A 23,589-nucleotide genomic window follows, 5' to 3' on the forward strand; every position below is an offset into this window, starting at 1 on the left:
GGCGAGAAGCACGAAGTGCGGCCCTCCGGGGACGGAGGACCGCACTGGTGCTGCGCACGACCGTGGTGTGCCCACGGCGGGGCGTCAGGCCGAGCGACGCAGCTTGCCGGCGCGCAGCAGCTCGAGGCGCTCGTCGAGGAGCTCTTCGAGCTCGGAGACGGAGCGCCGTTCGAGCAGCATGTCCCAGTGGGTGCGCTGCGGCTTGGTCGGCTTGGCCTCGGGGCGTTCCGCGTCGCGCAGGAGCGCCTCTCCACCGCACTGGCACTCCCACAGCGGGGGGACCTCGGCCTCGGTGGAGAACGGCAGGATGATGGTGTGGCCGTTGGGGCAGTCGTAGTGCGCCTGGAACCGCGGGGCGAAGTCCACGCCCTCGTCGGACTCCATGCTCTTGCTGCCGATGCTCATGCCGCGCAGGGAGCGGTCGGGCATGTCGTCCTCCACAGGTCGATGGGTTAGGGGCCTTGGTGTCCAACGCGCGCCTGACGGCGGTTGTTCCGCCGGGGCGTGAAGAACCGGTGAAGCGTACCGGCTCGGTCCGGGGTGGGGCCGTGTGCAGGTCAAGGCTGGCCAGCGCGGGCCCGCCACGCAAGTCGAGAACGGTCGCAGGGACCGGGTTGTGGGTGACGTCACCTCGTCGCTGACTGCGGCGCGACCGGGGGACGGGAACAATCGGGGGGAGCGGCAGGTTGGCACGGTCGATACATGCAGATGCATGAATCAGTGAGCGATCCAGGGAGTCATCGTGCAGTTCGGCATCTTCTCCGTCTCCGACATCACGCCGGACCCGACCACCGGACGGGTCCCGGACGACACCGAGCGTGTGCGCGACATGCTCACCATCGCCCGGCACGCCGACGAGGCCGGGCTCGACGTCTTCGCCACCGGCGAGCACCACAACCCGCCGTTCGTGGCCTCCAGCCCCACCACCATGCTCGGTTACCTGGCGGGGGTCACCCGGAACATCACGCTGTCGACCGCCACCACGCTGATCACCACCAACGACCCGGTCCGCCTGGCCGAGGAGTACGCGATGCTCCAGGTGATCTCCGACGGCCGCATGGACCTGATGATGGGTCGCGGCAACACCGGACCTGTCTACCCCTGGTTCGGTCAGGACATCCGCAACGGCATCCCCCTGGCCGTGGAGAACTACGCGCTGCTGCGCCGGCTGTGGACCGAGGACGTCGTGGACTGGGAGGGCACGTTCCGCACCGCGCTACAGGGCTTCACCTCCACGCCCCGCCCGCTCGACGGCGTGCCGCCGTTCGTGTGGCACGGCTCGATCCGCTCGCCGGAGATCGCCGAGCAGGCCGCCTACTACGGTGACGGGTTCCTGCACAACAACATCTTCTGGCCCATGCACCACACCCGGCAGATGGTCCGCTTCTACCGCCAGCGCTACGAGCACCACGGCCACGGCCGCGCCGACCAGGCGATCGTCGGGCTCGGAGGCCAGGTGTTCCTGCACCGCAACAGCCAGGAGGCCGTGCGGCAGTTCCGGCCCTACTTCGACGTCGCACCCGTCTACGGCCACGGGCCCTCGCTCGAGGACTTCTCGGCCCAGACACCCCTGACCGTCGGTTCGCCGCAGCAGGTCATCGACCGGTACGCGTCGTTCGTCGACGACGTCGGCTACTACCAGCGCCAGATGTTCCTCATCGACCACGCCGGTCTGCCCCTCAAGACCGTGCTGGAGCAGATCGACCTGCTCGCCGGCGAGGTCGTGCCCGCGCTGCGCACGATCGTCGAGGCCAAGCGCCCCGCCGACGACGTCCCCCTGAACCCGCCGACCCACGCCGAGCGCGTCGCGGCCGCCCGCGCTGCCGGCCGGACCGCCGCGACCCACGTCGGCGACGGCGTCGACGACGTGACCGGGACCCTCGCCGAAGGAGCACGCGCATGAGCACCGAACGTCTCCTCACGGTGGTCGCGGCGGGGCTGTCCCAGCCGTCCTCCACGCGGCTGCTGGCCGACCGGCTCGCCACGGCGACCACCGACGAGCTGCACCTGGCCGGCGTGCCGGTCCGGGTCGAGGTCGTCGAGCTGCGCGACCACGCGCACGCGATCGTCGACGCGATGCTCACCGGCTTCGCCGCGGGCGACCTCGCCGAGGCCGTCCGGCACGTCGAGCAGGCCGACGGGATCGTCGCGGTGACCCCGGTGTTCACCGCCAGCTACTCGGGACTGTTCAAGTCGTTCGCCGACATCCTCGACCCGGCCGCGCTCACGGGTGTCCCGGTCCTGCTCGGCGCGACCGGCGGCACCGAGCGCCACACGCTGGCGCTCGAGTACGCCCTGCGCCCGCTGCTGTCCTACCTGCACGCCGACGTGGTGCCCACCTCCGTGTTCGCCGCCACCGCCGACTGGGCGGGCGCCTCCGCCCCCGACGGGCCGCGGGACGGCGCCGGCGGGCTGCCGCAGCGCATCGCGCGCGCCGGCCAGGAGCTGGCCCGGGCCGTCGCGGCCCGCGAGCCGCGCGGCGAGCAGGCCGACCCGTTCGCGAGCACGCCGAGCTTCTCGGACCTGCTCGGCGGCTGACCCGACCACCGCGTCCGGGTCGTGACCGGCGCCCGGGCCGCCACCGCGGCCCGGGTAGGGTTGGGGCCATGCGCGTTCTGGTCTCCGGCGGTGCCGGCTACATCGGTTCCCACACCGTCCTGTCCCTGATCGCCTCCGGGCACGACGTCGTCGTGGTGGACGACTTCTCCAACGCCAAGCCCACGGTGATCGGCCGGCTCGAGTCGCTGTCCGGGACGCACGTGCCGGTCCACGCGATCGACCTGACCGACGCCGAGAAGACCGACCTGCTCTTCGCCCACGAGCGCTTCGACGCCGTGGTGCACTTCGCGGGGTTCAAGGCGGTGGGGGAGTCCGTCGCCAAGCCGCTGGAGTACTACCGCAACAACCTCGACTCCACCCTGTCGCTGCTCGAGGCGATGCGCCGCCACGACGTGTCCCGCCTGGTGTTCTCCTCCTCGGCGACCGTCTACGGCGAGCACGCGCCCGTGCCGTACCACGAGGACTACGAGCACCTGTCGTCCTCCTCGCCCTACGGCCAGACCAAGGTCATGATCGAACGCATCATGACCGACGTGGCCGCCGCCACCGAGGGCTTGCGGGTCGCGCTGCTGCGGTACTTCAACCCGGTGGGCGCCCACCCGTCGGGCGAGATCGGCGAGGACCCGCAGGGCATCCCGAACAACCTCATGCCGTTCATCGCCCAGGTCGCCGTGGGCCGGCGCGAGAAGCTCACCGTGTTCGGCGACGACTACCCGACCACCGACGGCACCGCCGAGCGCGACTACCTGCACGTCGAGGACCTCGCCGCCGGTCACGTGGCCGCCCTGGAGCACCTCGACACGATGGCCACCCCCGTGCGCGCGTTCAACCTCGGCACCGGTACCGGCACCTCGGTGCTGCAGATGCTGCACGCGTTCGAGCGCGCCGTCGGGCGCGAGCTGCCCTACGAGGTCGGACCGCGGCGCTCCGGCGACCTGCCGGCGTTCTGGGCCGACCCGACCCGGGCGCAGGAGGAGCTGGGCTGGCGTGCCGAGAAGTCCATCGACGACATGTGCGCCGACACGTGGCGCTGGCAGTCCGCGAACCCCCAGGGCTTCCCCGACTCCTGAGGCCGGCTGCGCCCGCCGACCGCTTGCGCGACGTCGACCCTGGGCGCGAGGATGATCCCATGACCGACGACGGCCGCACCCGCCCTGACCAGCGCTGGAACCCGGGCGCCCGGTACCGGGGCCCCATGCCGGCTCGTCGGCCGGCGAGCGCTGCCGCGGACGTCCAGCCGCTGGCCGGTCGCCTGCGCCGCGGCCCGGCACGGCGCACCGCCGTCTTCGACCGTGACGTGTGGCGGCCCGCGACCGCGGGCGTGCGCCCCCAGGTCGCCGAGGCGCTGTCCGCGGCGGCCGAGCGCTACCGGCGTGGTGCGGTGAGCACCAGCGGTCTGGTCCGCGCCGTGGGGCACGCCCTGGCCTCGTGACCCGCTGAGCATGTCCCGGCGCGAGCTCGTCGTCCTGGGCACCGCGAGCATGGTGCCCACCCGGACCCGCAACCACAACGGGTACGTGCTGTTCTTCGACGACACCACGATCCTGTTCGACCCCGGCGAGGGCACCCAGCGCCAGATGACCCACGCCGGTGTGTCCGCCACCGACCTGAGCCGCATCGCGCTCACCCACCTGCACGGCGACCACTCGCTGGGACTCGCCGGCGTCGTCCAACGGATCTCCGGCGACAACGTCCGGCACACCGTGCCGGTGTCCTTCCCGGCGTCCGGCGAGCCGTGGGTGCGCCACCTGCTGGCGGCCAGCGCGTACGACCACCACGAACGCCTGGCGCTGCAGCCCCTGTCGGTGCGTGCCGACGACGGCCCCGTCGTCGTGCCCCGCGTGACTGGGGAGCGGGGCGCACCCGCGCCCGGCGACCCCCGTCCGGGCGCCCTCGTGCTCACCGCCCGGGCCCTGGACCACCGGGTCGACGCCGTCGGCTACCGCCTCGACGAGCCGGACGGCGTCTCGTTCGACCCGGCGGCCCTCGCCGCCGCGGGCGTCACGCTCGGCCCCGACGTCGGTCGCCTGCGCCGGGACGGCGTCCTCGCCCTGCCGGACGGACGCGTCGTCCTGCGGGCACAGGTGAGCGTGCCGCGCCCCGGCCAGTCGGTGGCCTTCGTCATGGACACCCGCCTGTGCGACGCCGTCCATGCCCTGGCCGACGGCGTGGACCTGCTGGTCATCGAGTCGACGTTCCTGCACCGCGACGTCGAGATCGCCGAACGGTTCGCCCACCTGACCTGCCGTCAGGCGGCGTCGGTCGCCGCGAGCGCCGGGGTGCGCCACCTGGTGCTGACGCACTTCTCCCAGCGCTATGCCGAGCCGGACGAGCTGCCGCTCGCCTTCGAGCGGGAGGCGCGCGAGGTGTTCGACGGCGAGGTGACGGTGGCGGCGGACCTCGACCGGGTGCCGATCCCGCCCCGGCGTCGTGCCGGCGGGGTCACAGCACGTCCCTGACGGACACGTGCTCGAGGCCGTGCGCCTCGGCGACGCCGGCCTGGACGACGGCGCCGTCGTGGGTGTTCAGGCCGTGGGCGAGCGCCGGGTCCGCGCGCAGCGCGTCGCGCCATCCGGAGTCGGCCAGCGCCACGACGTAGGGCAGGGTCACGTTGGTCAGGGCGTAGGTGGAGGTCCGCGGCACGGCGCCGGGCATGTTGGCCACGCAGTAGAAGATGCTGTCGTGCACGCCGTAGGTGGGGCGCTCGTGCGTCGTGGGGTGCGAGCTCTCGAAGCAGCCGCCCTGGTCGATGGCGATGTCGACGAGCACGGAACCGGGCCGCATGCGGGCGACGAGATCGTCCGGGACGAGCACGGGGGCCTTGGCGCCCGCGACCAGCACGGCGCCGATGACGAGGTCGGCGTCCAGCACGGTGTGGGTGAGGGTGAGGCGGTTCGAGGAGAGGGTCTGCACGCGCCCGCCGAGCTCACGGTCCGCGGCGCGCAGGGCGTCGGCGGAGGTGTCCAGCAGGGTGACCCGCGCACCCATGCCCACGGCGATGCGGGCGGCGTTCATGCCGGACACCCCCGCGCCGATGATGACGACGTGCCCGGCGGCGACCCCCGGCACCCCGCCGAGCAGCACGCCGCGGCCACCGGCGGCCTTGAGCAGGGTCGCCGCGCCGACCTGCGTGGCGAGCCGGCCGGCCACCTCGGACATGGGGGCGAGCAGCGGCAGGGAGCCGGCGGGTGTCTGGACCGTCTCGTAGGCGACGGCGGTGACGCGGCGGGCCAGGAGCTCCTCGGTGAGCGCCTTGTCGGCCGCGAGGTGGAGGTAGGTGAACACCAGCTGGTCCGAGCGCAGCCGGTGGTACTCCTCGGCCACGGGCTCCTTGACCTTGAGCACCATCTCGCCGGCGGCCCAGGTGGCGTCGGCGCCGTCGACGAGGACGGCGCCGGAGGCCGCGTACTCCTCGTCGGTGATGCCGGCGCCGAGCCCCGCTCCCGCCTGCACGTGCACGGTGTGGTGGTGCGCGGTGAGCTCGTGGACCCCGGCGGGGGTGATCGCCACCCGGTGCTCGTGGTTCTTGACTTCCTTCGGGACCGCGATGTCCATGGTGTGCCGCCTTCGGTGTGGCTCCGGTGGGAGCGTGCTGCTGCGCCCGTCGGGGTGTGACGGCGCTCACCACCAGTGTGGTCCAGAAGTTCGACGCCGTGCCACGAACCGGACGATCCTTCGGTAGATTGCCGTCATGGTGCCAGATGCTTCGGGGCGCGGGGCGGATAGAGCGGCGCGCCCGAACGATCTTCGGACCCGCGTGGGTGGCCAGTCGGGTCTCGAGCGCCGCCCTGTGGCGACGCTGCGGCTGGACGACGTCGACCACCGCCTGCTCGCCGCGCTGGCCGAGGACGCCCGCCTGGCGAACAACGCCCTGGCCCGCCGGGTGGGGATCGCGCCGTCGACCTGCCTGGCCCGGGTGCGTCGCCTGCGCGAGGAAGGCGTCGTCCGTGGCTTCCACGCCGACGTGGACCCGGCGCTGGCGGGCCGGCCGCTGCAGGCGATCGTCGCGGTGCGGATGCACGGCGCCGCCCGTTCCAGGCTCAAGGCGTTCCTGCGCGAGCTTGCCGAGCTGCCCGGCGTGATGAACGTCTACCTGCTGGGCGGCGCGCACGACTTCTTCATCCACGTCGCCGCGCCCGACTCGGACGGCCTCAACGACTTCGTCATCGAGAACCTGTCCGCGAACCCCGGCGTCGCGCTGACCGAGACCAACCTGATCTTCGAGCACGTGCGGGCCAGCTGGTACTGAGCGACCGACGAGGCCCGCGTCAGGGCGCGCCGGAGGTCACGCGGACCAGCCAGCGGTGCAGCTCGGTGGCGAGCGCGACCGGGGCGTCGAGCTGGATCAGGTGCCCGGCGTCGGGCACGAGCGTCACCGTGCTGCCCGCGACGGCGGCCGCCAGCCGTGCTGCGCGGTCCGGGGGGATCCAGGTGTCCTGCTCGCCCCAGACGATGTGCGTGGGCACGTCGATCTCGCCGAGGTGCGGCTCGATCTCCGCGGTGAAGCGTTCGTCCGCCTGGGCGATCTGCCGGTAGAAGGCGGCCTGCCCGACGGGGTCGCGCCACGGTGCCAGGAGCGCCGCGCTCTGCGCGGGGGACAGGCCGCGGTGGCTGGCACCGGCGACGTAGGCCTCCAGCGCCCCGAGGTGCACCGGCGCCGGCAGGCGACCGAACGTGTCGGCGTGCTCGGCCACGAGGGTGAAGAACGGCGAGCCCCACGGCCGCAGCGCGACGACGTCGACCAGGCACAGCGACGCGAACCGCCGTCCGTGCAGCAGGTGCGCCCGCAACGACACCGCGCCGCCGTAGTCGTGGGCGATCACGTGCGGGGCCTCGAGGTCCCAGTGCTCCAGCAGTGCCGCGAACGCCTGCCCCTGTATGCCGAGGTCGACGTCGTGCTCCGGTGCCTTCGACGAGGCGCCGTACCCGGGCATGTCCCACAGGTGCACGGTGAACTCGGCGGCCAGGGCGCGGGCGTACGGCGCCCAGAGCCACGACGACCACGGCGTGCCGTGGCACATGACCACCGGCGGGCCCGACCCGATCGACGTCCAGGCGATCTGGCGTCCGCGCCACGCGAACCGGCGGTCGAGCTGCGGCCCTGTGTCGTGCACGGCCGCCATCAGTCCCGGCCCCTGGCGTCGGTGTCACGGGCCTCGGAGCGCCGTGCCTCCAGGGCCTGGCGCAGGCCGGCCACCTCGCCCTCGGCCTGTGCGCGGGCCGCCTCGGCGGTGGCCCGCTCCCGCTCGGCCAGGCCGGCCTGCTCCCGCGCGGCCTGCAGTTCCTGCCGCAGTGCCGTCGTCTCACCCTCGAGGCGCGCGACGGCACGCTGGGCGGCCGCGCGCTCGGCGTCGGCCTCGGCGCGGTCCTCCTGGGCCCGCAGGCTCGCGGCCCGGGACCGCTCCAGGGTGGCGCGGGCCTCGGCCAGGGCCTCCCGGGTGCCCTCGACCGCTCCGTGCGCCTGGGCGCGGGCCTCGGCCTGCTCGGTCCGGCCCCGCTCGGCCTCGGCGAGCCGGTCGCGCAGGTCGGCGAGCTCGGTGCGCACCTGCGTGAGCTCGCCGTCCAGCGTGGCGGCCTGCCCGACGGCGTGGGCGGCCTCGGCGCGCGCGTCGTCGCGCGCGGTGGTCGCCGCCTCCAGCCGGTCCGCCAGGGTGGCGGCCTCCTCACGGGCAGCGTCCAGGTGGGGACGAAGAGCCGCGTAGTCGGTCTCGGCACCGTCCAGCAGCGCGGCGACCCGGGCGGCGTCCTCGCGAGCGGCGTCCAGCTGCTCGCGCGCGGCCGCCCGCTCGGCGGTGTGCTCGGCGCGGGCCGCCCGCACCGCCTCGGCCCACAGCGCCGTGACCCCCCGCTCGACGAGCAGGCCGACGCCGCGGGGGAGTGCGGGCAGCTGGGCCGCCTCCGCCTCGGCCGCGGCCCGGTCGGCGCGCCACCGGCGCAGGAAGGTCGTCGCGACGGCGTTGGAGCAGCCCGCTCGCTCGCGCACGGTCGTGACGGTGACGGCGGCGTCCTCGGCCGCGAGCGCGTCGGCGGCCGCGTACACCCGGTCGCGGGCGCTGGCCGGCATCGCCCCGGGCTGCGGCGCGGGGTCGGAGGGGCGCTCCTCGGCGTCCGGCTCCCTCGCCGGGACCGTCGTCCCTGTCGTGCCGGCCGTCGTGGCGCTCATCGTCGCGGTCGTCGTCGAGTCCATCTGGGCGTCCTTGGTTCAGGTCGGAGGAAGAGGAGAAGTTTCGCCAAACTACTCCTACTTCTCTCGCGGAACTACCGACACCCGCTTTTCCAAAGCGGGTGTCGGTGCATGACGTCGAGCGGCCCTGAGCGGGGTGTTCTACCTGGTCAGCGCGTTGCGAGGCGAGGCAGCGCGCGGACGTCCGGCACGCTGGTCGAGCCATCGGTGAGCGTGTGGTGAGCAACGGATGTCAGGCTCTGCGCCGCGAACTGCGCGGACATCGCCTCGCCCAACCGGTCGAGGTCGTCCTCGAACAGGCCCGCGTAGGTGCGCAGCGTGAGCACCGGCGACTCGTGCCCCAGCATGCGCTGGACGGCCTTGACGCTCGCACCGCCGGCGATGGCCAGCGAGGCGGCCGTGTGGCGCAGGTCGTGCAGCGTCAGCGGCTCGAAGTCCTCCGCGCCGGCGCCGAGGGTGAGGCGGGCCGCGACGCCCAGCCGGTGGCTGCGGGCGACCTTGGCGGCGCGGGACAGCTCGCCGCGGTGACGGCGGTCCTCGGCGACCAGCACCTCCCAGGTGGCGGCGTCGACGACTCCGGTGACCGGCAGCCCGCCCTGCGTCTGGACGCGGCGCACCGCGGCGAGGGTCTCGGCGTCCACGACCCGGGTGCCGCGCACCCCGAGCAGCTCCTGCAGCGTCGTGACCGCTCCGCCCGCTGCCCGTACCGCGGGGCGATAGGCGTTGCGGTCGAAGCTCTCGCGCCGCAGCGGGCCGCCGTCGCGCCCCGCGAACAGCAGGCCGGTTCCCCGGGCGGCCAGGAGCACGGACAGGTCGGCGGCGAGCACGCCGGGCACCGGCACCTCGCGCCGTGCGTGGGTCTTGGTGTCGCCGAGCAGCAGCGTGCCGTCGTCGAGCCGGGTGTAGGCGCGCTCGATCACGATGCGTCCGCGCAGCAGGTCGACGTCGCCGGTGCGCAGCGCCGAGATCTCGCCCCACCGCAGGCCGGTCAGCCCGGCCAGCAGCACGAGCGTGCGTCCCTGGTGGGTGCGGGCGGCGTCGGCCACCCGCCGCAGCTGTTCGTGGCTCAGGTAGCGGTGCGCCTTGGTCCGCGGCGCCCGGGGCAGGCCGGGGACCCTGCCCGACGGCGTGCGGGCGGGGTTCGTGGTGAGCCGGCGCGAGTCGACGGCCGCGTCGAGCAGGGCGACGAGCAGGCGCACGGCGTCGCGTCGGCGCGCCGGCGAGGCCACCTCACCGGTGCGCGGCGCCCGCATGCCGGCCGCCCAGCGCGAGACGTCGTCGTGGGTGATGCGCCGCAGCGGGGTCTCGCCAAAGGTCGGTGCCACCAGGGAGCGGAACCGCTCGCGCTCGGCCTCCAGGGTGCGCGGGGCGCGATCGGCCCGGCTCGTCTGCCAGTCCGCGAACCACCCGGCCAGCGTGATCGCCGACCCGCGCGGGTCCACCCAGGCGCCGAGCTTGCCGGCCTCCTCGGCGCGGCGCGCCTCGGCCAGCGCGTCCCGCCGCGACCGGAAGGCGCGCGTGCTGCGCAACCGGCCGTCGACGCGGAACCGCCCGACGTAGGAGGCCCCACCGGTGCGGGTGTCGCGCTTCTCGGTGTAGGCCATGGCCCGACCCTAGCGCCCGGCGCACGCCGCTGACCTGCGGCGGCGCTCAGGACGCGGCGGCCCGGGCCCGGTCGCGACCCTGGGCCGGGGCGACCGGGGCCAGCGTCATGAACACGCTGTGCGGGTCCTCGACGTAGCTGCCGAACGGCCCGCACCCGACGAACCCGTGCCGCGCGTACAGCCGCCGCGCGGCGGCGAAGTAGTCCTGGGGCCCGGTCTCGAGACTCACGCGCGTATACCCGCGCTCGGCCGCGAGACCGAGCAGCCGGTCGAGCACCGCCGTCGCGACACCGCGGCCGCGGGCGGCCCGCGCGGTGCGCATCGACTTCAGCTCGCCGTGGCCGGTCGCACCGGGGCCGGGGGACGGCAGCTCGCTGAGCGCCCCGCACCCCAGCAGGGTCCCGTCCGCGTCGCGCGCCGTGAGGAAGGTGACCGACGGTGCCAGCAGGGCCGCGTGGTCCAGGGCGTGGACGGACTCGGGCGGCGAGGTCGCGAACATGTCGGCCAGGTGCTCGTCGAGCAGGGCGCGCACGTCCGGGGCGGCCGGGGTCTCCTGGGTGATCTTCACGGGGTCATCCTGCCCGAGTGGACCACGTCCGTGCACAGCCCGCCGGCCGCCAACTAGGGTGTGCGCGTGAGTCCTCGTGCACTGCACAACGTGCGCGCCGTCGGTCCGGTCGACGGCACTCCGCTGGTGCTCGCCCACGGCCTGGGCTGCGACCAGACGATGTGGCACCGGGTGGTCGACGCCTTCGCGGTCGACCACCGGGTCGTCCTGTTCGACCACGCCGGTGCCGGTGGCGCCCACCCCAGCACGTTCGACCCCGACCGGCACGCGTCCCTCGAGGGGTACACCGACGACGTCGTCGCCCTGCTCGACGACCTGGCCCTCGGTCCGGTGGTGCTCGTCGGTCACTCCGTCAGCGCGACGATCGCGCTGCTCGTGGCTGCCCGGCGCCCGGACCTGGTGGACCGGCTGGTGCTCGTCGGGCCCAGCCCGCGCTACCTGGACGACGACGGGTACCGCGGCGGGTTCAGCGCCGCGGAGATCGACGAGCTGCTCGCCACCCTGGAGACGAACTACCTGGGCTGGTCGGACGTCATGGCACCCGTGATCGCCGGCAACCCCGACCGGCCCGAGCTCGGCGCGGAGCTCACCGCCTCCTTCCGGCGCACCGACCCGCAGGTCACCCGCGCCTTCGCCCGCGCGACGTTCCTGTCGGACAACCGGGCCGACCTGGCCCGGGTGCGCACCGCGAGCCTGGTCGTGCAGTGCCGCGAGGACGCGATCGCGCCCGTCGAGGTCGGTCGGTACGTCCACGAGCACCTGGCCGGTTCCCGGTTCGTCCTGATCGACGCCGTCGGGCACTGCCCCCAGCTCAGCGCACCCGAGGAGCTCGTGGCGGTCGTGCTCGACTACCTGGCCGGACCGCCCGCACCATGACCGGCCCGGCGAGCACCGAGTCCCGTGCCTGGTCCACGGCGCCGCTAGGGCTGCTCCACCTGGATGCCGACGGCTACGTGCTGCGGGCGAACGACACGTTCGTCGGGTGGGTGGCGGGCCAGGACGCCGGCACCGGGGTGGCCGGGCGGCGGATCGGTGACCTGCTCACCGTCGGCGGACGGATCTACTGGGACACGCACGTGGCGCCCGCGCTGACCCTGGCGGGGCAGGTGGAGGCGGTGCGGGTCGAGGTGCGCATCGCGGCGGGTCCGCTGCCGGCGCTGCTCACGGCGCGGACGCGTCCGCGCGACGGAGCGATCGACGTCGCGCTGCTGGCGGTCCGCCGCCGGGCCGAGTTCGAGCAGGAGCTCGTGCGCGCCCGCTCGGCCGCCGAACGGTCGACCGAGCGCCTGCGCTGGGTGCAGCACGCCACGGCCGCGCTGTCGCACGCCGCCGGGCCCGAGCAGGTCCGCGCCGCGCTGCTCGCGGCGGTCGCGGCGCACCCGGGCGTCGCCGCGGTGCGCCTGCAGGCGGCAGGTGGCCTCCAGGCCGGTGACCCCACGGGCGGGCGGCACCCGGGTCCGGACGGGCGCCTGAGCGTCCCGGTCACCGGCGCGGCGGGGCCGCACGGGGACCTGGTCGTGGAGGTGCGCGGTCGTCCCGCGGAGGCGACCGTCGACGCCGACGCCCTGGCCACGATCGCTCAGCAGGGCGGCGTGGCGCTGGACCGCGCCCTGCTGCACGAGCGCAGCATGTCGGTCGCCCACGAGCTGCAGCACGCCATGCTGACGATCGACCTGCCGCGCCGCGAGGACGTGACCGTCTCGGCCGGGTACCGGCCGGCGGACAGCGGGATGGAGGTCGGCGGCGACTGGTACGACGCGTTCTGGGTCGCGCCCGCCGTCCTGGCCCTCGTCGTCGGTGACGTGGTCGGGCACGGGCTGCTGGCCGCGACGGCCATGGGTCAGCTGCGCACCGCCACCCGGGCGCTGGCCGGTCCCGGCCTGGGGCCGGGCCGGGTGCTCGACCGCGTCGACGGGTTCGTCGTGGACCGGGAGACCGGGTTCGGCTCCACGCTGGTCTACGCCGAGCTCGACACCGGTTCCGGGGTGCTCGCCTACGCCTGCGCCGGTCACCTGCCGCCGCTGCACGTCACCGACGCCGGCGCCGAGTTCCTGTGGGAGGGGCGCTCGACGCCCCTCGGCGTGCACCACCGGCGGGTGGGCCCCCCGCGTCGCCAGGGTCGGGTGCGGCTCGCGGCGGGCGACACGGTGCTGCTCTACACCGACGGGGTGGTCGAACGTCGTGACGTGCCGCTGACCGACGGGCTGGCCGGTCTGGCGCGCACCGCAGGACGACCGGCGGCGGGCGCGGCGCTGACGACCCAGGTCCTGGACGCCGGACCGAACCGTCGCGACGACGCCTGCGTGCTCGCCGTGACGTGGTCCGGCACCGCCGGCACCTGAGCGGCGTGGTGCACCCACCCGTCACCACGCCCGCGGTGCCTCCGGTGAGGTGCCTCCGGTGCGGCCGTGCCAGGATCACGCCCATGGCATCCTTCGAGCTCGCCCAGGTCAACGTCGCCCGCCTGCTGGCCCCGCTGGACAGCGCCGAGCTCGCCGACTTCGTCGATCTGCTGGCACCGGTCAACCAGCTCGCCGAGGCGTCGCCGGGCTACCTGTGGCGGCTGCAGAGCGAAGGGGGCGACGCGACGGACATCGAGGGCTTCCGCTTCGACGTCGACGACTCGCCGGGCGTGATCGTCAACATGTCCGTGTGGCGCGACGTCGCCTCGCTGTCGGGGTTCGTCTACGGCGGCCTGCACCGTCAGGTGCTGCGCCGCCGCCGCGAGTGGTTCTCCCGGATGACCGAGGCGTACACGGCGTGCTGGTGGGTGCCCGCCGGGCACCGGCCGACGGTCGCCGAGGCCGAGGAGCGGGTGCTGCACCTGCGGGCCCACGGTCCGTCCTCGTGGGCCTTCACCCTGCAGCGGGCCTTCGACGCCGCCGGGGCACCGGCGGCGTCGGACGGTGTGCCGGACGCTGTGCCGGACGCTGTGTTGGACGTGGACCGCGCGAGCCGTCCCGCCTGAGTCGGCCGCACCGGAGCACACCCAGGGCGCGCAGGGCGTGTCAGGGGGGCGTCAGGGGGCGTGGACCGTCGGGTCGGCGCGCAGCACGTCCAGCAGCAGGGCGCGCACCGCGTCCGGCAGCTCGAGGGCGGGCAGGTGCCCGGCCCGGTCCAGCTCGACGAGCTCGGCGCCCTCGACACCGTCGCCGACGCGGGCCGCGACGGCGCGGAAGTGGTCCATGTCGTGCGCGCCGGTGACCACCACCGTCGGCACCGCGACCGCCGCCAGGTCGACCTCGATGCGACGGGGCGCGGGCGGGTCGTCGCTCGCGTCGGCGGCGAGCTGGACCTCGAACGCACGGCGCTGCATGGCTGCGAGCGCCTCGCGCACGGACAGGTCGGCCGCGGGCCCGAGCCAGGTGTCCACGTTGAGCCGCACGGCGCCCTCGAGGTCGCCGGCGGCCAGGAGCCGGTCCTCCTCGGTGTCGAACGCCGCGGCGGTGGCGCTCGGCTCGACCCCGCGCAGGTCCGGGTTGAGCAGGACGAGCTCGCCCACCCGGCCCGGGTGGGTCGTGGCGAGCTCCAGGGCGACGCGTCCGCCGAACGAGGAGCCGACGACGGCGACGTCGGCCACGTCCAGGTGGTCCAGGAGCACGGCGAGGTCGTCGGCGTCGGCGTACTCGCCGCCGGGCAACGGTGTCTCGCCGAACCCGCGCAGGTCGGGACGGATCACCCGGAAGGCGTGGCTGAGCGCGGGCACCAGCGGGTCCCACATGCGGCGGTCGGCCACACCGGCGTGGATCAGCAGCACGGCGGGTCCCGTGCCGGCGTCGTCGTGGGTCAGGATCACGGCCCGAGACTACGCCGCCGCCCGTCGTCGCCGCCCCCGGGCGGGAATGTCGCCCGGGGCCAGACGTTGACGCCGGTATGAAGCGCATCGGGTTCCTGTCCTTCGGCCACTGGACCGACCACCCCTCCTCGGCGACGCGCAGCGCCGCCGACGTGCTGACCCAGTCCATCGAGCTGGCGGAGGCGGCCGAGGAGGTGGGGGCCGACGGCGCCTACTTCCGGGTGCACCACTTCGCCCGCCAGCTCGCCAGCCCCTTCCCGCTGCTGGCGGCCGCCGGGGCGCGCACCCGTCGCATCGAGATCGGCACCGGCGTGATCGACATGCGCTACGAGAACCCGGCCTACATGGCCGAGGACGCCGGGGCGGCCGACCTGATCTCCGGCGAGCGCCTGCAGCTGGGGATCTCGCGGGGGTCACCCGAGCAGGTCGTCGAGGGCTACCGCCACTTCGGCCACGAACCGGGCCCGGGGGAGTCGGACGCCGACATGGCACGCCGGCACACCGCCCGGTTCCTCGACCTGCTCGACGGTGAGGGCTTCGCCGAGCCGAACCCGCAGCCGATGTTCCCCAACCCGCCCGGCCTGCTGCGCCTCGAGCCGCACTCGCCGGGGCTGCGCCGCCGCATCTGGTGGGGCGCCGGGTCGCGCGCCACCGCCGAGTGGACCGCCGCGCAGGGGATGAACCTGATGAGCTCGACGCTGCTGACCGAGGACACCGGCGTGCCGTTCCACGCGCTGCAGGCGGAGCAGATCCAGCGCTTCCGCGACGCGTGGGCCGCCGCCGGTCACGACTGGGAGCCGCGCGTGTCGGTGTCACGGTCGATCTTCCCGATCACCGACGACCGCGACCGCGCCTACTTCGGGCTCGAGACGCAGTCGACCGACCAGGTCGGCATCATCGACGGCGGCCGGGCGCGGTTCGGCAAGACCTACGCCGGCGAGATCGACGAGATCGTGGCCGCCCTGGCCGGCGACACCGCGATCGCGGCGGCCGACACCCTGCTGCTCACGGTGCCCAACCAGCTCGGCGTCGACTACAACGCCCACGTCATGGAGAACGTCGTGGCGCACGTCGCCCCCGCGCTCGGCTGGCGCTGAGTCTCAGGCGGCCTGCGCCAGGGCCAGGTCGACCAGGTGGCGACCGTGCGCCTCGACGGCGGCATCACCCGCCTGGTAGGCGCGCACGGCCGTGCCGATCGCCTCGCGCACGACGGCGCGGCGCCACACGTCGCCGCAGCGCGGGTCGGCGCCGTACCCGGCCACGAACGCGGCCACCAGGTCCGTACGACCCTCCAGCCGGCGGTCCAGGCGGACGAGGTCCGTGCACGGTGCCCGCCACCCCGCGCGGCCGAAGCCGACGAACCGGACCACACCGTCGCCGAGGACCCAGCTGCGCGGCCCGACGTCACCGTGGGTGGGCACCACGAGCACCGGCGGGTGGGCGTGCGACGCCAGGACCGCCCGCAGGCGCTCCTCGAGGCGGGCTCCGAGACCGTGCGGCCCGTCCAGCCACCGCATCGCGCGTGCGTCCTGCGCCGCCTCCCAGTCGCCGTCCACCCGGGTGCCCAGCGCGTGCAGGCGCGCCAGGAGCTCGCCCGCCTGCCGGTAGGTGGCCGGGTCGTGCTCGGCCGCCGTGCCCTCGACCGGCTCGCCCGCCAGCCACGCGGTGGCGAGCAGGTGGCGCTCGCGGTCAGCGTGCAGCAGCCGGGGCACGCGACCGCCGGGCACCAGCGGCGCCAGCAGCGACTCGTGGGCGGTGATCTCCGGTGCGAGGCGCAGGTCGGCCGGCCCCGAGGCCTTGAGCGCGACGTCCGTGCCGTCCGTGCCGTCCGCGGCCCGCAGCCGCAGCACCGTGACGCCGGTCGACCCCCGCGAGTGGTCGGCGACCAGCGTCACCGGACCGCACCAGGCCGCGACGAGCTCGCGCTGGGCGGCGTCCAGGCCGGGCAGGTCGCGGGTCACCCGTGCACGGTACCGGTCGGCGGCATACTGGGCCCCGACACATCGGTCCCACCGGGCGGCAGCGTCGCCGCCCGAGAAGGAAGGCATCGTGGCTCTTCCCAGCCCCAGCTACACCATCACCCTGCGCGTGCAGGTGCCGGCCTCCCAACGAGCCACCTCGACGGTGGTGGGTGCGGTCGCCGACGCCGGCGCGGCGGTCACCGGCGTCGACATCGCCCACTCCACACCCGCCGGCCTGGTCGTCGACGTCACCTGCGACACCGTCGACACCCAGCACAGCGAGCAGGTCGTGGCCACCCTCGAGGCGCTGGACGGCGTGCACGTGCTCAAGTGGTCCGACTCCACGTTCCTGCTGCACCTGGGCGGCAAGATCGAGGTCGCCCTCAAGGCGCCCATCACGACCCGGCGCGACCTGTCGCGCGCCTACACCCCCGGCGTGGCACGGGTGTGCACCGCGATCGCCGACAACCCCGACGACGCCCGCCGACTGACGATCAAGCGCAACACCGTCGCCGTGGTCACCGACGGCACCGCGGTGCTCGGCCTGGGCGACATCGGCCCGGCGGCCGCGCTGCCCGTCATGGAGGGCAAGGCCGCCCTGTTCAAGCAGTTCGCCGGCGTGGACGCCTGGCCGGTGTGCCTGGACACGACCGACACCGAGGAGATCATCGCCGTGGTCAAGGCGATCGCACCCGTCTACGGCGGCGTCAACCTCGAGGACATCTCCGCGCCGCGCTGCTTCGAGATCGAGGCCCGCCTGCGCGACGAGCTCGACATCCCCGTCTTCCACGACGACCAGCACGGCACCGCGATCGTGGTCCTCGCGGCCCTGGTCAACGCCCTGAAGGTCGTCGACAAGAAGCTGGCCGACGTGCGGATCGTGGTCTCCGGCGTCGGCGCCGCCGGCAACGCCATCATCCGGCTGCTCAAGGCCCAGGGCGCCGAGCACATCGTCGCGTTCGGACGCGGGGGAGCGCTCGGCCCGGACACCCTCGACGGTGACCCGCACCGCAACTGGATCTCGGCGAACACCAACACCGACCGGTTCGCCGGCGCCCTGCACGAGGGCCTCGCCGGCGCCGACGTGTTCATCGGGGTGTCCGCCGGCAACATCCTGACCGGCGCCGACATCGCCCGCATGAACGCCGACGCGATCGTGTTCGCCCTGGCCAACCCCACCCCCGAGGTCGACCCGATCGCCGCGGCCGAGACCGCCGCCGTCGTGGCCACCGGCCGCTCGGACTACCCCAACCAGATCAACAACGTCCTGGCCTTCCCCGGCCTGTTCCGCGGCCTGCTCGACGTCGGCGCCACCGAGATCACCACCGAGCTGATGCGGGTCGCCGCCCTGGCGATCGCCGACGTCGTCGCCGACGACGAGCTTAACAGCGCCTTCGTCATCCCCGGCGTGTTCGACCACCGCGTCGCCGAGTCCGTCGCCGAGGCGGTGCGCGCCGTCGCGGCCCCGCCCGCCCCGGACACCCGCACCGCCTCCGGGCGCCGACCGGGCGCGAGCACTAGCCTGGCCCGGTGACCGCACGCCGCGCCCCCCGCACCCTGCTCGCCGCCCTGCTGGGCACGCTGCTCGCCGCGACGGCGCTCGCGGCCTGTGCGGGGGGCGCGGGCGACGTCGCCGGTCGCACGTTCGTCGTGACCGACGTCGTCGGCCGCGAGCTCGCCGGCGGGTCGCCGATCGTGCTGGCGTTCACCGAGGACTCCGTCGGTGCCCAACCCGGGTGCAACAGCATGTCGGCCCCGGCCACGTGGGACGACGGCACCCTACGACTGACCGGCGAGATGCGATCGACCCTGATGGCCTGCTCGGACGAGCTGATGGACCAGGAGACGTGGTTCAGCGAGCTGCTGCGCGCCGAACCGACGCTGGCGCTCGACGGCGAGACCCTCACGCTCACCGCACCCGACGCCACGGTCACGCTCGTCGAGCAGACCTGACCGGCGCCCCTGCCTGCGACCTGCCTGCGACCTGCCCGGCGTCCGCATCGCGGTGCCCGGCGCGTGCCCGCCCGGCTCCCGTGCCACGATGCCCGCACAGACCTGGCGCGAGCAGCACACAGGAGGACACGTGGAACTCACCGAGCAGGTCCGTCGGCGACCGGACGGGCTGCTGATGTTCGCGATCACGCCGCCGCGGCGCACCACGACCCCCGCCGACGCCCAGCGCATCGCCGACCGCACCCTCGAACGGCTGGCCGGCCTCGACCTCGACGCGCTCGTGCTGTACGACATCGACGACGAGACCGACCGCAACCCCGACGAGCGCCCCTTCCCCTACCTGCCCACCCTCGACCCGGCCGAGTTCCGCAGCCGCTACCTGACCCGCTGGCAGCGACCCGTGGTCGTCTACCGCAGCGCCGGCAAGTACAGCCCCGCCGAGCTGGCGGACTGGGTCACCGCCCAGGACCCGCACCAGGTCAGCACCGTGCTGGTGGGCGCCTCGTCCGGCGACAGCGCCGTACGCACCACGCTCGGCGAGGCCCAGCGGCTGTGCCGCGAGCACGCTCCGGACCTGCCGCTCGGGGGAGTGGCGATCCCCGAGCGGCACGAGTCGCGCGGCGACGAGCACCTGCGCATGCGCCGCAAGCAGGCCGCCGGCGTCGGCTTCTTCGTCACCCAGGTCGTCTACGACGTCGGCGCCGCGAAGTCGATGGTCTCGGACTACCACTACGCCTGCCGCGACGACGGGCAGCAAGCCGTACCGGTCGTCTTCACCCTCTCGGTGTGCGGCTCGCCCAAGACCCTCGAGTTCCTGGAGTGGCTCGGCGTGCACGTGCCGGGCTGGATGCGCAACGACCTGCACCACACGGACGACCCGCTGGCCACCTCCTTCGACCAGTGCACGGCCATCGCCGAGGACCTCGCCCAGTTCTGCACCCGCCACCAGATCCCCTACGGGTTCAACGTGGAGTCCGTGTCCATCCGGCGCGCCGAGATCGAGGCCTCCGTCCGCCTCGCCGCGCACCTGCAGGCCCGTTCCCACGCCGGCCGGCACGCCGTCCTCTGAACCGGCCCCTGACCCACCGACCCCGCGGAGCGCACCCCGGCCGGAGGGCCCACGACATGGCAGCATCGACCACGTGAGCACCCGCAGCGCCACCGACCAGCACCTGCGCGACCTCGCACTCCTGCGCCGCGTGCGCGACCGCATCGACCGCGAGTACGCCAGCCCCCTCGACGTCCCGGCGCTCGCGGCCGACGTCGGGCTGTCCGCCGGGCACCTGAGCCGCCAGTTCAAGGCCGCGTACGGCGAGGCCCCGTACAGCTATCTCATGACACGCCGGGTGGAACGGGCGATGGCCCTGCTGCGCCGCGGCGACCACACCGTCACCGACGCCTGCTTCGCCGTCGGGTTCTCCTCGCTCGGGACGTTCAGCACCCGGTTCACCGAGCTGGTGGGCATGCCGCCCAGCGAGTACCGCCGTCGCGCCCGGGACGCCGACGAGCTGCCGTCGTGCGTGACGAAGCAGGTCGCCAGACCGATCAGGAATCGAGAAGCGCCGGGGGTACGGGCACACCTAGCGTGAGGGGCATGGACATCACCATTCACACCACGTTCCTCCCGCACACCGACCCGGACGCCTCCCTGGCGTTCTACCGCGACCTGCTCGGCTTCGAGCTCCAGGGCGACGTCGGCCAGGGCGCCATGCGCTGGCTCACCCTCGTCTCCCCGGCGCAGCCCGACGTCCGCCTCGTCCTCACGCCGCCCGCCGCCGACCCCGGCGTCACCGAGGACGAGCGCCGCACCATCGCCGAGCTCATGGCCAAGGGCGCCTACCAGTCCATCATCCTGGCCACCCGCGACCTCGACGGCACCTTCGAGCGCCTCGCGGCCGCCGACGCCGAGGTCGCGTCCGAACCGGCCGAGCAGCCGTGGGGAGTGCGCGACTGCGCCTTCCGCGACCCCGCCGGCAACATGGTCCGCATCGACGAGGTGAAGTGACGTGGCCACCGCCACGACCACCACGAGACGCCCCGGGAGGTTCTCCCGCTGGCTCCAGCACACCGCCAACGCGCGCACCGTCGACAAGATCCGCACCCACGGCGGCACCCGGATGGGCATGGAGCTCCTCGTGCTGCACACCGTCGGGCGGCGCAGCGGCTCGCGACGGCAGAACCCGCTGGCGTACGTCGACGACGGCACCGGCGGCTGGGTCGTCGTCGCCTCCGGAGGGGGTGAGCGCCACCCGGACTGGTACGAGAACCTGCTGGCGCACCCCGAGGCGGCCGCCGTCGAGGTGCACGGGAGCGAACCGACCGGCATCACGCCGCACGTGCTCGCCGGCGCAGAGCGTGACGCCGCCTGGGCGCGGCTGACGCAGGCCGTCCGCAGCCTGGCCAGGTACCAGACCAAGACCTCGCGCACCTACCCGGTGGTGCGGCTCGCCCGCCGCTAGCCTGAGCACGCCGCAGGGCGCCGTCGCCGGCGCACCACGCCCCACGAAGGAGACCCCCAGCATGGCTCCCAGCACCCCCGAGCAGGTCCCCGCCCACCCGGCCGACGCCCACGACGTCATCCGGGTCCAGGGCGCTCGCGAGAACAACCTGCGCGGCATCGACGTCGACCTGCCCAAACGGCGTCTGACCGTGTTCACGGGGGTGTCGGGATCCGGCAAGAGCTCCCTGGTGTTCGCCACCATCGCCGCCGAGTCGCGCCGGCTCATCGACGAGACCTACTCCACGTTCGTGCAGGGCTTCATGCCGTCCCTGCCCCGGCCGGACGTCGACCTCCTCGAGGGGATCACCACCGCCATCCTCGTCGACCAGGAGCGCATGGGCGCCAACGTGCGCTCGACCGTCGGGACGGTGACCGACGCCAACGCCATGCTGCGCAACCTGTTCAGCCGGGTGGGCGAGCCGTACGTCGGCCCGCCCACCGCGTTCTCCTTCAACATCCCCACGTCCAGGGCGAGCGGGGTCTTCGCCACCGACAAGGCCGACGGCAAGACCGAGAAGAAGGTGGTGCGCGACCAGGTCTACCTCGGCGGGATGTGCCCCGAGTGCGAGGGGCGGGGGACCGTCTCCGACCTCGACCTGTCCGTGATCCTCGACGAGTCGCGGTCCTTGCGCGACGGGGCCATCCTCGTGCCCGGCTACAAGGCCGACGGCTGGATGGTCAAGGGCTTCTCGGAGTCCGGGTTCGTCGACGGTGACAAGCCGGTGCGCGACTACACCGAGGCCGAGCGCCACGACCTGCTGTACCGCGAGAAGGGCAAGGTCAAGGCTCTGGGCATGAACATGACCTATCAAGGCCTGATCCCCAAGCTGCGCGAGTCGTTGTTCTCCAAGGACCCGGAGTCGCTGCAGCCTCACCTGCGGCGGTTCGTCGAGCGGGCGGCCGTGTTCGGTCCGTGCCCGGCGTGCGAGGGCACCCGGCTCAACGCCTCGGCACGATCGGCCAAGGTCGAGGGCCGCACCATCGCCGAGGTGTGCGCGATGCAGATCACCGACGCCGCGCAGTGGGTGCGCAGCATCGGCGACCCCGGCGTCGCCCCCCTGGTCCGCAGCCTGCTGCACCTGTTCGACGCGTTCGTCGAGATCGGCCTCGGCTACCTCTCGCTGGACCGGCCCGCCGGGACGCTGTCCGGGGGAGAGGCGCAGCGCACCAAGATGATCCGCCACCTCGGCTCCGCCCTGACCGACGTCACGTACGTCTTCGACGAGCCGACCATCGGGCTGCACCCGCACGACATCGCACGCATGAACAACCTGCTGGTCGACCTGCGCGACAAGGGCAACACCGTGCTCGTGGTCGAGCACAAGCCCGAGGCCATCGCCGTCGCCGACCACGTCGTCGACCTCGGACCGAGGGCGGGGACCGATGGCGGGACGATCTGCTTCGAGGGCACCGTCGAGGGGCTGCGGACCAGCGACACCCTCACCGGCCGGCACCTCGACTACCGCGTCAGCGTCAAGGACACCGTCCGCGAGCCCGACGGCGCGCTCGAGATCCGCGGGGCGTCGCAGAACAACCTGCGCGGCGTGGACGTCGACGTACCCACCGGCGTCCTCACCGTCGTGACCGGTGTCGCCGGATCCGGCAAGAGCTCGCTGATCCACGGCAACCTCGCCGACCGGGACGGCGTCGTCGTCGTCGACCAGGGCGCCATCAAGGGGTCCCGGCGCTCGAACCCGGCCACCTACACCGGCCTGCTGGAGCCCGTCCGCAAGGCCTTCGCCAAGGCCAACGGCGTCAAGCCCGCCCTGTTCAGCGCGAACTCCGAGGGCGCCTGCCCCACCTGCAAGGGCAACGGGCGCATCTACACCGAGCTCGGCTTCATGGAGACCGTCGAGAGCCCCTGCGAGGACTGCGGCGGCAAGCGGTTCATGGCCGAGGTGCTCGAGTACACCCTCGGCGGCAAGAACATCGCCGAGGTGCTCGACCTGTCCGTGGCGCAGGCGCACGACTTCTTCGCGGCCGGTGAGGCCAGGATCCCCGCCGTGGCGACGACGCTCGCCCACCTGCAGGACGTGGGCCTCGGCTACATCCACCTGGGGCAGCCGTTGAACACGCTGTCGGGCGGCGAGCGTCAACGCCTCAAGCTCGCCATGCGCATGGGGGAGCGCGGCGGGGTGTACATCCTCGACGAACCCACCACCGGTCTGCACCTGGCCGACGTCGAGAACCTCCTGCGGCTGCTCGACCGGCTCGTGGAGTCCGGCAAGTCGGTGATCGTCATCGAGCACCACCAGGCGGTCATGGCGCACGCCGACCGGATCATCGACATCGGGCCCGGCGCGGGGCACGACGGCGGCACGGTCGTCTTCGAGGGCACGCCCGCCGAGCTCGTGGCGGACCGGTCCACGCTGACGGGGGAGCACCTGGCCCGGTACGTCGGCGCCTGAGCGCCCTGCTCGCGCACGAGGGGGTGCGCAGGGGCAGGGACAGCGCACCTTGACAG

At 74.0% G+C, this 23,589-nt stretch carries 25 protein-coding genes; 17 read left to right on the top strand and 8 right to left on the bottom strand.

Features of this window, described 5'->3' with window-relative positions; genetic code table 11:
• Window positions 1-84: 84 nt before the first annotated feature.
• Complete coding sequence (locus tag MWU57_RS00165; protein ID WP_106269305.1) at window positions 85-429, bottom strand: RNA polymerase-binding protein RbpA; 345 nt, start codon at window positions 427-429, stop codon at window positions 85-87.
• A 313-nt stretch (window positions 430-742) separates the two neighbouring features.
• On the opposite strand from MWU57_RS00165, the gene MWU57_RS00170 reads away from it, so the two are divergent.
• The 5 genes from MWU57_RS00170 (at window position 743) to MWU57_RS00190 (ending at window position 5,018) form a co-directional block, all read left to right on the top strand.
• Window positions 743-1,903 carry an LLM class flavin-dependent oxidoreductase gene (locus MWU57_RS00170; protein WP_246906581.1) on the top strand — a complete coding sequence of 387 codons (1,161 nt, stop codon included), beginning with the start codon at window positions 743-745 and terminating at the stop codon, window positions 1,901-1,903.
• Window positions 1,900-2,538, top strand: a complete 639-nt coding sequence (locus tag MWU57_RS00175) for an FMN reductase (RefSeq protein ID WP_106269264.1) — start codon at window positions 1,900-1,902, stop codon at window positions 2,536-2,538. Before MWU57_RS00170 ends, MWU57_RS00175 begins: the two co-directional genes overlap by 4 nt.
• Window positions 2,539-2,606: 68 nt before the next feature.
• On the top strand, window positions 2,607-3,629 hold the full coding sequence (gene galE, locus MWU57_RS00180) for a UDP-glucose 4-epimerase GalE (RefSeq protein ID WP_246906583.1): 1,023 nt from the start codon (window positions 2,607-2,609) through the stop codon (window positions 3,627-3,629).
• Window positions 3,630-3,688: 59 nt separating this feature from the next.
• Window positions 3,689-3,991, top strand: coding sequence for a hypothetical protein (locus MWU57_RS00185; protein WP_246906585.1), 303 nt, complete (start codon window positions 3,689-3,691; stop codon window positions 3,989-3,991).
• A 10-nt stretch (window positions 3,992-4,001) separates the two neighbouring features.
• Entirely contained in the window at window positions 4,002-5,018 is a 1,017-nt protein-coding gene (locus MWU57_RS00190) for a ribonuclease Z (protein ID WP_246906586.1), read from the top strand.
• Here the strand turns inward: MWU57_RS00190 and ald are convergent.
• Window positions 5,002-6,114, bottom strand: coding sequence for an alanine dehydrogenase (gene ald / locus MWU57_RS00195; RefSeq protein ID WP_246906589.1), 1,113 nt, complete (start codon window positions 6,112-6,114; stop codon window positions 5,002-5,004). The two genes, MWU57_RS00190 and ald, sit on opposite strands and share 17 nt — an antisense overlap.
• Window positions 6,115-6,316: 202 nt before the next feature.
• Here ald and MWU57_RS00200 point away from each other — a divergent pair, with 202 nt between their 5' ends.
• A complete protein-coding gene (locus tag MWU57_RS00200; protein ID WP_243401070.1) occupies window positions 6,317-6,808 on the top strand; it encodes an Lrp/AsnC family transcriptional regulator in 492 nt (163 codons plus the stop codon).
• Between the two features lie 19 nt (window positions 6,809-6,827).
• Here MWU57_RS00200 and MWU57_RS00205 read toward each other — a convergent pair whose 3' ends face one another.
• The 4 genes from MWU57_RS00205 to MWU57_RS00220 all read right to left on the bottom strand — a co-directional run bounded on the left by MWU57_RS00205 (window position 6,828) and on the right by MWU57_RS00220 (window position 10,915).
• Window positions 6,828-7,673, bottom strand: coding sequence for an alpha/beta fold hydrolase (locus MWU57_RS00205; protein ID WP_246906592.1), 846 nt, complete (start codon window positions 7,671-7,673; stop codon window positions 6,828-6,830).
• Between the two features lie 8 nt (window positions 7,674-7,681).
• Window positions 7,682-8,746: a DNA-binding protein gene (locus tag MWU57_RS00210; protein ID WP_246906594.1), complete on the bottom strand. Its 1,065-nt coding sequence runs from the start codon at window positions 8,744-8,746 to the stop codon at window positions 7,682-7,684.
• A gap of 146 nt (window positions 8,747-8,892) precedes the next feature.
• Complete coding sequence (locus tag MWU57_RS00215; RefSeq protein WP_246906597.1) at window positions 8,893-10,347, bottom strand: tyrosine-type recombinase/integrase; 1,455 nt, start codon at window positions 10,345-10,347, stop codon at window positions 8,893-8,895.
• Window positions 10,348-10,393: 46 nt separating this feature from the next.
• Window positions 10,394-10,915 (bottom strand): GNAT family N-acetyltransferase, encoded by a 522-nt coding sequence (locus tag MWU57_RS00220; RefSeq protein WP_106269255.1) that lies wholly within the window; start codon window positions 10,913-10,915, stop codon window positions 10,394-10,396.
• 66 nt (window positions 10,916-10,981) lie between these two features.
• Here MWU57_RS00220 and MWU57_RS00225 point away from each other — a divergent pair, with 66 nt between their 5' ends.
• The 3 genes from MWU57_RS00225 to MWU57_RS00235 all read left to right on the top strand — a co-directional run bounded on the left by MWU57_RS00225 (window position 10,982) and on the right by MWU57_RS00235 (window position 13,883).
• Complete coding sequence (locus MWU57_RS00225; protein WP_246906599.1) at window positions 10,982-11,791, top strand: alpha/beta fold hydrolase; 810 nt, start codon at window positions 10,982-10,984, stop codon at window positions 11,789-11,791.
• Entirely contained in the window at window positions 11,788-13,257 is a 1,470-nt protein-coding gene (locus MWU57_RS00230) for a PP2C family protein-serine/threonine phosphatase (protein WP_246906601.1), read from the top strand. Before MWU57_RS00225 ends, MWU57_RS00230 begins: the two co-directional genes overlap by 4 nt.
• Window positions 13,258-13,340: 83 nt before the next feature.
• Window positions 13,341-13,883, top strand: a complete 543-nt coding sequence (locus tag MWU57_RS00235; RefSeq protein ID WP_246906603.1) for a DUF3291 domain-containing protein — start codon at window positions 13,341-13,343, stop codon at window positions 13,881-13,883.
• A 51-nt stretch (window positions 13,884-13,934) separates the two neighbouring features.
• On the opposite strand, the gene MWU57_RS00240 is transcribed toward MWU57_RS00235, so the two are convergent.
• A complete protein-coding gene (locus tag MWU57_RS00240; protein ID WP_246906606.1) occupies window positions 13,935-14,711 on the bottom strand; it encodes an alpha/beta fold hydrolase in 777 nt (258 codons plus the stop codon).
• Window positions 14,712-14,788: 77 nt separating this feature from the next.
• On the opposite strand from MWU57_RS00240, the gene MWU57_RS00245 reads away from it, so the two are divergent.
• Window positions 14,789-15,808 (top strand): LLM class flavin-dependent oxidoreductase, encoded by a 1,020-nt coding sequence (locus MWU57_RS00245; RefSeq protein ID WP_106269252.1) that lies wholly within the window; start codon window positions 14,789-14,791, stop codon window positions 15,806-15,808.
• Between the two features lie 3 nt (window positions 15,809-15,811).
• Here the strand turns inward: MWU57_RS00245 and MWU57_RS00250 are convergent, their stop codons facing one another.
• Window positions 15,812-16,672, bottom strand: a complete 861-nt coding sequence (locus tag MWU57_RS00250; RefSeq protein WP_246906609.1) for a phosphotransferase — start codon at window positions 16,670-16,672, stop codon at window positions 15,812-15,814.
• An 88-nt stretch (window positions 16,673-16,760) separates the two neighbouring features.
• Here MWU57_RS00250 and MWU57_RS00255 point away from each other — a divergent pair, with 88 nt between their 5' ends.
• From MWU57_RS00255 to MWU57_RS00285, 7 genes are all read left to right on the top strand, one after another.
• Window positions 16,761-18,206, top strand: coding sequence for an NAD-dependent malic enzyme (locus MWU57_RS00255; protein WP_246906612.1), 1,446 nt, complete (start codon window positions 16,761-16,763; stop codon window positions 18,204-18,206).
• Window positions 18,203-18,625 carry an META domain-containing protein gene (locus MWU57_RS00260; RefSeq protein ID WP_106269249.1) on the top strand — a complete coding sequence of 141 codons (423 nt, stop codon included), beginning with the start codon at window positions 18,203-18,205 and terminating at the stop codon, window positions 18,623-18,625. Before MWU57_RS00255 ends, MWU57_RS00260 begins: the two co-directional genes overlap by 4 nt.
• 130 nt (window positions 18,626-18,755) lie before the next feature.
• Window positions 18,756-19,694, top strand: a complete 939-nt coding sequence (locus MWU57_RS00265) for a methylenetetrahydrofolate reductase (protein WP_246906615.1) — start codon at window positions 18,756-18,758, stop codon at window positions 19,692-19,694.
• A 73-nt stretch (window positions 19,695-19,767) separates the two neighbouring features.
• Window positions 19,768-20,214, top strand: a complete 447-nt coding sequence (locus tag MWU57_RS00270) for a helix-turn-helix transcriptional regulator (RefSeq protein ID WP_106269248.1) — start codon at window positions 19,768-19,770, stop codon at window positions 20,212-20,214.
• 5 nt (window positions 20,215-20,219) lie between these two features.
• The gene (locus MWU57_RS00275) at window positions 20,220-20,630 is read left to right on the top strand and encodes a VOC family protein (RefSeq protein ID WP_106269247.1); all 411 of its coding nucleotides are present in this window, start codon (window positions 20,220-20,222) and stop codon (window positions 20,628-20,630) included.
• A gap of 1 nt (window position 20,631) precedes the next feature.
• Window positions 20,632-21,084, top strand: a complete 453-nt coding sequence (locus MWU57_RS00280) for a nitroreductase family deazaflavin-dependent oxidoreductase (RefSeq protein ID WP_246906617.1) — start codon at window positions 20,632-20,634, stop codon at window positions 21,082-21,084.
• Window positions 21,085-21,145: 61 nt separating this feature from the next.
• On the top strand, window positions 21,146-23,533 hold the full coding sequence (locus MWU57_RS00285) for an excinuclease ABC subunit UvrA (RefSeq protein WP_246906619.1): 2,388 nt from the start codon (window positions 21,146-21,148) through the stop codon (window positions 23,531-23,533).
• Window positions 23,534-23,589 lie beyond the last annotated feature (56 nt).

It is taken from the genome of Isoptericola sp. S6320L, assembly GCF_023015685.1.
Taxonomy (GTDB): Bacteria; Actinomycetota; Actinomycetes; order Actinomycetales; family Cellulomonadaceae; genus Isoptericola; species Isoptericola halotolerans_A.